This is a genomic window from Pseudomonas sp. DF5, from assembly GCF_058148225.1.
This window is the reverse complement of record NZ_JBYVYM010000006.1, coordinates 54,073-66,436: the sequence shown is the minus strand read 5'-3', so window position 1 is coordinate 66,436 and position 12,364 is coordinate 54,073. Positions and strand designations below refer to the sequence as shown.

Annotated in this window: 10 protein-coding genes; 4 read left to right on the top strand and 6 right to left on the bottom strand. The window is 60.0% G+C overall.

The annotated features are described in order from the left end of the window. The first annotated feature begins 32 nt into the window (after positions 1-32). Positions 33-1,259 (top strand): nicotinate phosphoribosyltransferase, encoded by a 1,227-nt coding sequence (gene pncB, locus AC30D7_RS07635; RefSeq protein WP_019582217.1) that lies wholly within the window; start codon positions 33-35, stop codon positions 1,257-1,259. Between the two features lie 4 nt (positions 1,260-1,263). After that, positions 1,264-2,091 carry an NAD(+) synthase gene (gene nadE / locus AC30D7_RS07630; protein ID WP_019582216.1) on the top strand — a complete coding sequence of 276 codons (828 nt, stop codon included), beginning with the start codon at positions 1,264-1,266 and terminating at the stop codon, positions 2,089-2,091. Between the two features lie 73 nt (positions 2,092-2,164). Here the strand turns inward: nadE and azu are convergent, their stop codons facing one another. Next, on the bottom strand, positions 2,165-2,611 hold the full coding sequence (gene azu / locus AC30D7_RS07625) for an azurin (protein WP_019582215.1): 447 nt from the start codon (positions 2,609-2,611) through the stop codon (positions 2,165-2,167). 345 nt (positions 2,612-2,956) lie between these two features. Here azu and AC30D7_RS07620 point away from each other — a divergent pair, with 345 nt between their 5' ends. Further along, the gene (locus AC30D7_RS07620; RefSeq protein ID WP_019582214.1) at positions 2,957-3,544 is read left to right on the top strand and encodes a cytokinin riboside 5'-monophosphate phosphoribohydrolase; all 588 of its coding nucleotides are present in this window, start codon (positions 2,957-2,959) and stop codon (positions 3,542-3,544) included. A 68-nt stretch (positions 3,545-3,612) separates the two neighbouring features. After that, entirely contained in the window at positions 3,613-3,804 is a 192-nt protein-coding gene (locus tag AC30D7_RS07615) for a hypothetical protein (protein ID WP_018928487.1), read from the top strand. A gap of 129 nt (positions 3,805-3,933) precedes the next feature. Here AC30D7_RS07615 and AC30D7_RS07610 read toward each other — a convergent pair whose 3' ends face one another. From AC30D7_RS07610 to ssp4, 5 genes are all read right to left on the bottom strand, one after another. Then, entirely contained in the window at positions 3,934-4,824 is an 891-nt protein-coding gene (locus AC30D7_RS07610) for a transglutaminase family protein (protein WP_019582213.1), read from the bottom strand. After that, positions 4,824-7,310: a circularly permuted type 2 ATP-grasp protein gene (locus AC30D7_RS07605; protein WP_490133620.1), complete on the bottom strand. Its 2,487-nt coding sequence runs from the start codon at positions 7,308-7,310 to the stop codon at positions 4,824-4,826. The genes AC30D7_RS07610 and AC30D7_RS07605 overlap by 1 nt, the downstream gene beginning before the upstream one ends. Positions 7,311-7,398: 88 nt before the next feature. Continuing rightward, on the bottom strand, positions 7,399-10,674 hold the full coding sequence (locus AC30D7_RS07600; RefSeq protein ID WP_490133619.1) for a transglutaminase family protein: 3,276 nt from the start codon (positions 10,672-10,674) through the stop codon (positions 7,399-7,401). A gap of 188 nt (positions 10,675-10,862) precedes the next feature. Then, positions 10,863-11,312: a hypothetical protein gene (locus AC30D7_RS07595; RefSeq protein WP_490133618.1), complete on the bottom strand. Its 450-nt coding sequence runs from the start codon at positions 11,310-11,312 to the stop codon at positions 10,863-10,865. Further along, positions 11,309-12,229, bottom strand: a complete 921-nt coding sequence (gene ssp4 / locus AC30D7_RS07590) for an Ssp4 family T6SS effector (RefSeq protein ID WP_490133617.1) — start codon at positions 12,227-12,229, stop codon at positions 11,309-11,311. Before ssp4 ends, AC30D7_RS07595 begins: the two co-directional genes overlap by 4 nt. Between the last annotated feature and the right edge of the window lie 135 nt (positions 12,230-12,364).

Here is a 12,364-nt window from a genome sequence, read left to right as displayed (position 1 = left end):
GCCACGGGCTGCGACCCGCCTGGAGACCCGTTATGAGCGAGAGTGTGTTTGCCGATCGCATCGTGCAGAACCTGCTCGACACCGACTTCTACAAACTGACGATGATGCAGGCGGTGCTGCACAACTACCCTAACGTGGAAGTCGAATGGGAGTTTCGTTGCCGTAACAGCGAGGATCTGCGCCCGTACCTGGCGGAGATCCGTTTCCAGATCGAGCGCCTGGCCGAGTTGAGCCTGAGTGCCGATCAGTTGAGCTTCCTGGAGCGCATCAGTTTCCTGAAACCGGATTTCCTGCGCTTTCTCGGTCTGTTCCGTTTCAATCTGCGCTATATCCACACCGGCATTGAAAACGGCGAGTTGTTCATCCGCCTGCGCGGGCCGTGGCTGCACGTGATTCTGTTCGAAGTGCCGTTGCTGGCCATGGTCAGCGAAGTGCGCAACCGCTATCGCTACCGGGAAATCGTCCTGGAACAGGCCCGTGAGCAGCTCTATCGCAAGTTCGACTGGCTGACCGCCAACGCCAGCAGCGATGAATTGTCCGAGTTGCAGGTAGCCGATTTCGGCACTCGCCGGCGCTTCTCGTACCGTGTGCAGGAAGAAGTGGTGAACGTGCTCAAGCACGACTTCCCCGGTCGTTTCGTCGGCACCAGCAACGTGCACCTGTCCCGCGAGCTGGATATGAAGCCGCTGGGCACCATGGCCCACGAATGGATCATGGCCCACCAGCAACTCGGCCCACGGCTGATCGACAGCCAGATCGCCGCCCTCGACTGCTGGGTCCGCGAGTACCGTGGCCTGTTGGGGATCGCCCTGACCGACTGCATCACTTCCGATGCGTTTCTCGGCGATTTCGACCTGTTCTTTGCCAAGCTCTTCGACGGCTTGCGTCACGACTCCGGTGACCCGGTGCTCTGGGCGGAAAAGGCCATCGCCCACTATCACAAGCTGGGCATCGACCCGATGAGCAAGACCCTGGTGTTTTCCGACAGCCTGACGTTGCCCAAATCTCTGGAGATTTTTCGGGCGTTACGTGGTCGGATCAATGTCAGTTTCGGCATCGGCACTAACCTGACCTGCGATATTCCGGGTGTCGAACCGATGAGCATCGTGCTTAAAATGACTGCATGCAACGGCCAACCGGTGGCCAAGATTTCTGATGAGCCTGGCAAGACTCACTGCAAAGACCCGAATTTCGTCGCCTATTTGCGACACGTTTTCCAAGTACCTGCCACCCTTTCCAGTACATCAAGCAAGGAGTGAATTCATGCAAGCCGTACAGCGTGAGATTGCTGAACAGCTCAAGGTCCAACCGCCGTTCGTGGATCAACTCGCCCTTGAGGCTGAAGTCGCCCGGCGAATCACCTTCATTCAGGATTGCCTGGTCAATTCCGGGCTCAAGGCCCTGGTGCTCGGTATCAGCGGCGGCGTCGATTCCCTGACCGCCGGCCTATTGGCCCAACGCGCCATCCGTGAACTGCGTGAGCGTACCGGTGATAACAGCTACAAGTTCATCGCCGTGCGCCTGCCGTACCAGACGCAGTTCGATGAACACGATGCCCAGGCCTCGGTGGACTTCATCGCACCGGACGAACGCCACACGGTGAACATCGGCCCGGCAGTCAAATCCCTGGCCGGCGAAGTGGCAGCCTTCGAAGGCAAAGAAGCCGTCTGGGTGGATTTCGTATTGGGCAATACCAAGGCGCGGATGCGCATGGTCGCGCAATACACCATCGCCGGTGCGGCTCATGGCCTGGTGATCGGCACCGACCACGCGGCAGAAGCCGTGATGGGTTTCTTCACCAAGTTCGGTGACGGCGCCTGCGACCTCGCACCGCTGAGCGGCCTGGTGAAAAACCAGGTCCGGGCGATTGCCCGCAGCTTCGGCGCGCCAGAGTCGCTGGTGGAGAAAATCCCGACCGCCGACCTCGAAGACCTGTCGCCGGGCAAACCGGACGAAGCGTCCCACGGCGTGACCTACGCCGAGATCGACGCCTTCCTGCACGGCGAACCGGTGCGCGAGGAAGCGTTCAAGATCATTTGTGATACGTACAAGAAAACACATCACAAGCGTGTGATGCCGTTCGCGCCTTGATTCTGCCCCCCTGTAGAAATGAGCACAAAAAAAAGCGTCCCAAGTGGACGCTTTTTTTATGCGCTTGAATCGATTACTTCAGTGTAACCGTGCCTTTCATCATCGAGATGTGGCCCGGGAACGAGCAGAAGAAGCCGTATTTTTCGGCTGCATTGAGCTTCGACACATCGAATGTCACAGAATCCTTTTCACCAGCGCCGATGACTTTGGTGTGAGCGATGACGCGGGCATCACCTTCTTTCAGGTAATTTTTGTCGATGCCAGCCGACAGGCCGTCGGTGGCGATCGGCTGCATGTCAGCCTCTTTGCTGATCACCAGGTTATGGCCCATGACGTTTTTCGGCAGGCTGCCGGAGTGGGTCAGTTCAACGGTGAAGGTCTTGCAGCTTTTGTCGATTTCAATGGCCTTGGTGTTGAAGGACATCTGATCGGTGGAGTCGATGGTCGTTTTGCACTCGGCAGCCATCAATTGGCTGCTGGCCAGTGTCAGCAGGGATACCGCAACAAGTTTGGCAAACATGGTGAATCTCCAAGGCAGGGTTAACAAAAGTGCGAATGGACAGAAGACTGCCTGAAATCTTCGCAAGTTCCTATGACCTGAATCAAAAATTGTATACAACTTTCGGGCTATGACACCCATCGAAACAATCTACCAGCCAGACGTCTGGGACGGCCCTATCATCAGGGTCATCATTACTCACCTGGAGCGCCTGTCATGTCTTTCAGCAGCTTGTTGAGCAGTTTGTTGGCCGCCTACGCCTGTGGCGCCAGTGGCACTTACGAAACACCTGAACGCGCGGTTTAACCCTTGGAACGATGCGAGCCTGCCTTTACTCTGTGGTCCTGATTGACCATGGAGCAAGGCATGTCTTTAACGTCCGTTTGTGTATTTTGCGGTGCCAGCACCGGCACCAATCCGGCTTATCGTGAAGCGGCTATCGCCCTGGGGCGAGCATTGGCCGAGCGCAAGCTGACCCTGGTTTATGGCGGCGGCGCTGTCGGGCTGATGGGAATTGTGGCTGATGCCGCACTGGCGGCCGGTGGCGAAGTGATCGGGATCATTCCGCAGAGCCTCAAGGACAAGGAAATCGGCCACAGCGGCCTGACCCGCCTGGAAGTGGTCGACGGCATGCATGCGCGCAAGGCGCGAATGGCCGAGCTCAGCGATGCCTTCATTGCCCTGCCCGGCGGTCTGGGCACGCTGGAAGAGCTGTTCGAAGTCTGGACCTGGGGCCAGCTCGGTTATCACGGCAAACCGCTGGGTTTGCTGGAAGTGAACGGTTTCTACAGCAAGTTGACGTCTTTTCTCGATCATATCGTCGGCGAAGGCTTCGTTCGCGGGCAGCACCGTGACATGCTGCAAATGAGCGAATCACCGCAAACCCTGCTCGATGCACTGGACGCCTGGCAACCCTCGGTACCGCCAAAATGGACCGAGCAAAAACCCAGCTAACGGCTCGGTGCCGATACAGGGCAGAATATGCGCCGCTCAACCTCACCTTCGACCCCAGAGGATCGCCCATGGCTAAACCTAATTATTCCTTCGCCAAACGTCAGAGAGACTTGGCCAAGGAGCAGAAGAAAGAGGAAAAGCTTCAGCGCAAGAAAGCTACAGCTGAAGAAGAAGCAGCAGCACTGAACCCGGATGCAGAAGGTGAAGTGGCGGCAGAAGATGATGTTGAAGCACCGAAAGATCAGGCGCCCGACGCCTGAGACCCTCAGGGCCCGATGATCTGATCAGGCCCACCGGATCTGTGTCCAGGGTCAGCAACGATGTTGCTGGCCCTCACAGGCCAATTTGAAACCCTCCTCCAAAAAACACATTCCCGCATGGGGTCTGCGCTATTCCAATGGCATCACTGTCACCCGAACTTCGGGATCATGGCTGCCACCGCCCAGAATCACCCCGCGCAACGGCGACACATCGGAAAAGTCCCGGCCCCAGGCCAGGGTGATGTGCTCCAGCGCCGGTTGCACATTGTTGGTCGGGTCAAAATCCACCCAACCCAACACCGGGCAAAACACCGATACCCATGCATGCGATGCATCGGCGCCGATCAGCCTTGGCTGGCCCGGTGGGGGCTGTGTCAGCAGATAGCCACTGATGTACCGCGCCGCCAACCCACGGGAGCGCAGGCAAGCGAGCATCAAATGCGCGAAGTCCTGGCAAACCCCACGACGCCTCTCCAGCACTTCCACCAACGGCGTCGCCACTTGGGTCGCCTCGGCGTCGAAGGTGAACTCGCTGAAGATCTTCTCCATCAACGCTTGAACACCCAGCAGCAATGGCCGGCCAGCAGGAAAGCAACTTTCGGAGAACTCGACGAAACTGCGTTTCAAATGCACGTAGGGCGATTCGAAGCGGTAACGGCAGGCTTCCAGCAACGCAGGCGAGAGTGGCTGACCGCTGTAGGTCAGCGCGTTGCAGGTCGCTTCCCAGGCCGGCGATTGATTGAAGTCCAGCGACGGACGTTCCAGCACTTCGACGGTGAGCCGAGCGTTGACCAGCAATTCATCGTGGGGGCGCTCGAACGCCAACCGGGTCAGCGGATTGCCGAACACATCCAGCTCATCCCGGCGTGAAGTCGGCTGGGGACTGATCTGCAACTGCTGTTCGGTGCAGCGCTGCCAGGCACAGGCGCGCGGCCACAGGTGCGCCAGTTGCTGGGCCAGGGACACCGGGCTGTCGTAGTGATAATGGGTGTCGTGGAAAATCTGGTAATGGGCACTCATCAGACGGACACCGTGCGCTGGCTGACATCATCGACATGGGCGAAATGGCGCAAGGCCAGGCGATCCGACACCTGTCCGCTGGCATCAGCGATCTCTTGCAGCAGATCCGCCAGCCCCTCTACGGCGGCGTGAACACTGGCTTCGCCGAACAGCGAGTTCTCCAGACAGCCCAGATCGAAGTGCGCCAGCCGCTCCACCAACTGCAGCAGACCTGTTTCGCGCGGCGCACCGAAGTCGTCATTCAAGCGCTTCAACGTACGGGTCACCAGTTTCAACTGGAACAGCACCGCGTGCGGGTTCTGCTCGTCGAGCAGCAGCAGGTCGAGCACCGGGATCAATTGCGCCACCGCCAGGTACCGCGATCGGTAGGTGATGCTGCTGTTACCCAGTTCCAGCAGCCACTCCAGCCCGGCCTGATCGAAAGCCCCTGCGCCGCGCAAAAACGCCGCCAGACTGCCGCTGAGAAATTGCAGCCGTTCGATTCGCCGACCGATCATCAGGAAACGCCAGCCCTCATCCCGGGTCATGTCGTCGAGGGCAAAGCCGGACAGCGCCGCCAGCGACATCACCAACCGGTTGAGGAAGTCCAGCAACTCGCCGAAATCCGGCTCTTCGGTTTCCAGCCCCATAGCCTCGCGCTGCAACTCCACCAGCGCTTGCCAGTTCTCTCGCGAGAGCTTGCCGCGTACTTGCGACGCCGCCCACTGCAAACGCTGCAGATTGGAGCGCAGGCTGAACGGCCAATCATCGCCGAGCAGCGCCGCCAGCAATCGTTCCGGCAACTCACCCTCCTCCGGCAACAGATTCAGGCGTTCACCGAGATCGACCGCCGCCTCCAGGGCTTGCGGGTCATCGCCATCGACATAGCGCGCGAGCATGACCCGCAGCAGCCGCGCGCTGTCATCGCAGCGCTCGCAATAACGGCCAAACCAGAACAGGTTCTCGACCACCCGCGATGGCAGATACGGATCTCGACGTACCAGATCGTGAACACCAATGTTGCGCTGGGCTTTCCATTGTTCGCCGCTGGGCGGGCGGTCGCCCAACACCCAGGTGTCCTTGCTCGCACCGCCGCGTTGCATCGACACCGCTTCGGCATCGGCCTCGGCGGCAACCCGGGTCAGGCCACCAGACAGCACTCGATAACCGTCCCGACTGGCCACCGCATACACGCGCATGCCGATGGCCCGAGGTTGCAACTGTCCGCCTTCGGCCTGCCAGATCGGCGCCTGGGACAGTTGCGCCAATTCTTGCGCAACATAGGCATAAGGCCGTGCCTGCATGCGCTCGGCCAGAGCCTGGCGCTGTTTTTCACTCAAATCACGCCCAAACACCGGTGCAAAACTCTGCGACGGAAACGCCGGCTTGATCAACAGTTCCGGCAGTTTTTCCAGGGCCTGGGCCAGCACCGGCGCTTCGCCGCACCACCAAGTTGCGATGGACGGCAGGATCAACTCTTCGCCGAACAGGAATTGATTGATTTTCGGCAGAAAGCCCAGCAAACCCGGCGACTCCAGCACACCGCTGCCGAGGGCGTTGGCCACCAGCACCCGGCCCTGACGCACCGCTTCGAGCAGCCCTGGCACGCCAAGGGCCGAGTCGGTGCGCAGCTCCAGCGGGTCGCAGAAATCATCGTCGAGCCGGCGCATGATTGCGTGAACCCGGCGCAACCCGCTCAAGGTTTTCAGATAGACCGTGGCATCGCGGACGGTCAGATCGCCGCCTTCCACCAGCGGATAACCGAGCTGACGAGCCAGGTACAAGTGCTCGAAATAGCTTTCGTTGAAACGCCCCGGTGTCAGCAGGACCACCAGTGCTGCCTCGTCATCGCTCGGCGCCTGCCGGGCGAGGGTTTCCTGAAGTGTGCGGAAGAACCCGGCCAGGTGCCGCACCTTCAAATCGCGGTACAGCTCGGGGAAGGCCCGAGACACGATGGTGCGGTTTTCCAGGGCGTAACCGGCACCGGATGGCGCTTGAGTCCGGTCCGCGGTCACCCACCAGCGACCGTCAGACGTACGCGCCAGATCTACGGCATACAGATGCAGAAAGGCCCCGTCGGGCGGGGCTATGCCCTGGCAAGGCCAGAGGAAGTTGTTGTGACCGAACACCAGTTCAGCTGGCAACAGGCCTTCGGCGATCAAGCGTTGAGGACCGTACAGATCCGCCAACACAGCATTGAGTAACCGCGCCCGTTGAGCGATCCCGGCCGATAACTGCTGCCACTCATCGGCTGCAATCACATGAGGCAACAAATCCAGCTCCCATGGCCGATCAGCGCCCTTGGGGTCGGCGTAGACGTTGTAGGTCACGCCGTTTTCCTGGATCTGCCGGGTCAGCAGCGCCTGACGCTGCACCAGTTGCGCTGGCGTGCTGCGTTGCAATTGATCGAACAGCCGCCGCCAGTGCGGACGCACGGCGCCGCTGTTGTCGAGCAGTTCGTGATAGGTGCCCGCGGTCAACGGGTAGCGGTCAAGCAGGTCAGGCATGGAAAGCTCGGCAGACAGCAAAGAACGGTCAGACTAACGCAGGCTCATGACGCCCGGATAGACGAAAAATCCGAGCGTCGCGTACGGTTTAAAAGCGTCGCAAATCGAGCGTCATCGGCAGCTCGTCGTTGATTTCCAGATTCGGTACAGGAAGTTTCCCCGGCGTGTGTCCGATGCGGAAGAAACGCGCCATCCGCCGGCTCTCGGCTTCATTGGCGTTCACCGGCAGGCTGTCGTAGTTGCGCCCGCCCGGATGGGCGACGTGGTACTGACAACCACCCAGCGAACGCCCCATCCAGGTGTCGAGCAAGTCGAACACCAGCGGTGCGTGGACCGGGATAGTCGGTTGCAGACAGTTGTACGGTTGCCAGGCACGGAAACGTACACCGGCGACGAACTCGCCGACCCGACCGGTAGGTTGCAACGGCACCGGGATGCCATTGCAGGTCAGCAGATAACGTTGCGGCGGCAACCCCGTCAGCTTGACCTGCAAACGTTCCAGGGACGAATCCACATAACGCACCGTACCGCCCGCGCTGCCCTCTTCGCCCAACACATGCCAGGGCTCCAGCGCCTGACGCAATTCCAGTTCGATGCCGCTGACGGCGTAGTCGCCGACCTTGGGAAAACGGAACTCCAGATGCGCCGCGAACCACTCGGCCCGCACCGGATATCCGGCGGCATTCAGGTCGACGATCACATCGGCGAAATCTTGCTCGATAAAGTGCGGCAGCAGGAACCGGTCGTGCAGTTCGGTGCCCCATCGTGCCAGCTTCGGCGGCGCATAAGGCTCGCGCCAGAACCGCGCCACCAGCGCCCGCAACAACAACTGCTGAGCCAGGCTCATGCGCGCATGGGGCGGCATTTCAAAGGCTCGCAGTTCCAGCAAGCCAAGGCGTCCGGTGGCGCCGTCCGGTGAATAGAGCTTGTCGATGCAGAACTCGGCGCGGTGGGTGTTGCCGGTCACGTCGATCAGCAAATTGCGCAACAAGCGATCCACCAGCCATGGCGGGCATTCTTCGCCCGGCTTCGGCATCTGGGCGAAGGCGATTTCCAGTTCATACAGCGAATCGTTGCGCGCTTCGTCCACCCGCGGTGCCTGGGATGTCGGGCCGATGAACAGCCCGGAAAACAGGTAGGACAAGGACGGGTGGTTATGCCAGTAGCTGATCAGGCTGCGCAGCAGGTCGGGACGACGCAGAAACGGCGAGTCAGCCGGGGTCGCGCCACCCAGGACGAAATGGTTACCGCCGCCGGTGCCGGTGTGTCGGCCGTCGATCATGAATTTCTCGGTGGTCAGCCGAGTCTGGCGCGCCTCTTCGTAAAGAAACTCGGTACGTTCCACCAACTCGTCCCAGGTAGCGGACGGCTGGACGTTGACCTCAATCACGCCCGGATCCGGGGTAATGCGAAAGTTACTCAGGCGCGGATCGCTCGGTGGTTCATAGCCTTCCAGCAATACCGGGCAATGCAGTTCCTCGGCGGTGGCTTCGATGGCGGCGACCAGTTCCAGGTAGTCCTCGACCCGCTCCAGTGGCGGCATGAACAGGTACAACCGACCTTCACGTGCTTCGGCGCAGAACGCGGTGCGGGTCAACCAATCGGCAGACTGGTCGATCTCGGGCACACGTTCGTCGGCCGTTTTCGGTTGAGTGTGATTCTGTAGCTGGTCGGTGTCCGGTAGCGCCGGGAAATCCTGATTCGGGTCCGTGGGATGAATGAACGGGTACTCCGCGGCTTTCACCCAAGGCTGCGAACCGAGTGGCAAGCGATAACCCAGTGGCGAATCCCCCGGCACCAACCGGCAGTGTTCCTCGCGCAAGTACCAGCGACCGCTCTGCCATTGATCGCCCTTGGCGGTGCGCGCCAGCGGCAGGACCTGACCGATGACCTTGTCCAGGCCTTGGCTGAAGACTTTGCGCAGGCGCGCACGCTCCAAAGGTTCTTCCAGGCGTGAGTCTTCGGCGCTGACGTTCTGCGGTAAAGCGCCTTCGCGCCAGAGGTAATAGAAATTGTCTTCGTAGGCAGGGAACACGAAGCGTGTCGGAATTTTCAAGCGTTCGGCGACGCTCGCCAGAAAACGCCCGGCCAGTTCACCATCGGCGCCGTAATCTTCCTGCTCATCGGCGATCAGCGCGCTGTTATGCCAGATCGGCACGCCATCGCGGCGCCAATAACAGTTCAGCGACCAGCGCGGCAGTTGCTCGCCGGGGTACCACTTGCCTTGACCGAAATGCACCAGGCCCTTGGGCGCGTAATGTTTGCGCATGCGCTGGAACAGTTCGGCTGACAGCCGACGCTTGTCTGGCCCGAGCGCGGCGGTGTTCCACTCCGGGCCGTCCGGGTCATCGATGGAAACGAACGTCGGCTCGCCGCCCATGGTCAGGCGCACGTCGCCTTCGAGCAAATCGGCATCGATCTGCCGGCCCAATGCCTGAATCGCCAGCCATTGGTCTTCGGTGTAGGGTTTGGTAACCCTTGGCGCTTCCCAAATCCGCTCGACCGACATTTCGTGGGTGAATTCGCACTCGCACGGTTCCACCAAACCACTGATCGGTGCCGCAGAGGATGGGTCGGGGCTGCACGCCAACGGGATGTGTCCTTCACCGGCAAACAACCCTGAGGTTGCGTCCAGGCCGATCCAGCCGGCACCGGGCAAATAGACTTCGCACCAGGCATGCAGGTCAGTGAAGTCCACTTCGGTGCCCGAGGGACCGTCGAGGCTTTTGACATCGGCGGTCAGCTGGATCAGGTAACCGGAGACGAATCGCGCCGCCAGGCCGAGGTTGCGCAGCAATTGCACCAGCAACCACGCCGAGTCGCGGCAGGAGCCGGAGGCCTGTTCGAGGGTGTATTCCGGAGTCTGTACGCCCGGCTCCATACGAATCAGGTAACCGATGTCTTCGCTCAGGCGCTGGTTGATCGCGACGAGGAAATCCACGCTGGGCAGCGGCGTGCGGTCGATGCCGTCCAGATAGGCCTTGAATGTCGGCGTCAGCGGCAAGGTTTCCAGGTACGGCGCCAGCTCTTTGCGCTCATCCGCTGCATAGGCGAAAGGGATCTTCTCGGCGTAGGGCTCGAGGAAGAAGTCGAAGGGATTGAAGACTGCCATCTCGGCCAGCAGGTCGACCTCGATCCTCAGTTCATCGGTTTTCTCCGGGAACACCAACCGCGCCAGGTAATTGCCCTGAGGGTCTTGTTGCCAGTTGATGAAATGCTGCTCGGGCGAGACTTTCAGCGCATAGGACAATATCCGCGTGCGGCTGTGGGCGGCCGGACGCAGGCGAACGATCTGCGGACCAAGCTCGACGGCGCGGTCGTAGCGGTAATGCGTGACGTGATGCAATGCGACATGAATCGACACGGCGGCCTCCTGCGAGCCAGGGCATAGACACAAAGCGCGCAAGACTTATGCCAGAGCGGCGGTCATTGCGCTTTATCAACAGACCCGGTGCAGTACAGCACCAAAACGGCGCCGTGGCTGCGGTTATGGTGCGAGAGTTGCACATATTTGTGGCGCACGTGTGAAGAGCGGGGCCCGAATCTACCCAACTAACGGGCTTTGTGCTTTGCAATAACAGCTTGGCGCAAGTGACGTACTTCAAGCAGCTTCTGGCGCATCTCGCGGTGACGCTTGCTGTTGAGCAGCAATAGCGCCAGCAATGGGAACAACAACGTCACAGCGTAAATCAGGGGATGCACCTCATATGCAATGGTGGGCAATACCCCAAGAAAACAAAGGGCCAGAAGCACGACCAGAGGCCGCACCCAATGCGGACGACCGCGCGCGACCATGAAATGGCAGTGCACGACGATGAGGGTCAGCGCGATCCCCCCGAAAAACGAGTACTTGGCGTTGTCAGCCAACGGAAGGTTTCGAAAATAGCTTTCGAAAAACAAAGGCACCGCAAAGACCAGGGTAAAAATTGACGCGAATATTGCCCCCATGAAGACCGGGAAATACTTCGATAGAAAATTGCGAATGCTGGGCAGCTCATTCATTGCTCAGCCTCCTCGTACAGACCTACGGCAATGGTGCGGGCATTCCCCAAAATTGCACTGCCGGTAAAACCGATAGCGGCGCCCAAGGCGTCTTTTATCTGAGTGACCGTTGCATTCTTGACCTCGGTGGGTGTGAAACGCTTGGGCAATTCGCCCGACAACTGCTTCAACTTGATCATCTTCGACGTCAAGCGCGGGTCGTTGATGCTCAATAGTTCTTTGGTCAGTTTGGCACGTTCCTGTCGATTCAGCCCCCTGAGCACTTCCCTGACACTTTTCCCGGTCGTGGCCTTATTCAGCCTGACCAGTTTGAGCGTTGTCAGCGTGGATGCGCCTACCCCGACCAAGGACGCAGCGTCCAGCGCAATCATGGTGTACTGGTACCACTCTTCGCTGTCGAGCTCATCGTTACGGGCGGGGTTGACGATCTCATTGCGGGTCCGATAGCCGCTGGCAAAACACTGCACTGAGCTGGCAGCCGCAGCGGTATAGCCGAGCGCAGCGACCACCGTACTTGCCCCTGCCGAAAACGGAATAGCCACGGAGCCACTGAGCACTACGATCCAGCCGATCACTGCACCCGCGCACGATAAGCTGGTGTTGACTGCCTCACCAACCAGGCGCGATTCGCGCGGATTGTCCTGCACCTGCTGAGCGAATTGAGCAGGCGCAATGTACTTCTGCGCCTCGCGCAAAATGATCCGCTTGGGCTTGATGCTGCAAATCGGCTTGAACTCGCGCAGGGTCACTACGTTGAATTCAGCGTCAATGTACACCACGCCCGCGCCGACGATTCCGGGGGCGTCGTCGATGGCGGCGAACAGGCGTGGCAGGTTGATCTGGCTTTCGATGCGTTGGCGGGCCATGAACTGGGAGGGGCTGTAATCCATGCCGATGCCCGGTAACGGGTTGCTCATGTGAATCGTCCTTGAGAATCGGGGGTGAGATCTTTATTGCCTGTGCCGCCGTCATCGCGGGCGAGCCCGGCGCCCACAGGATTGGGCGCTATACAGGGAAATCGGTTGTCCGGGCAGCCGTTGAAGTGCGCGCCA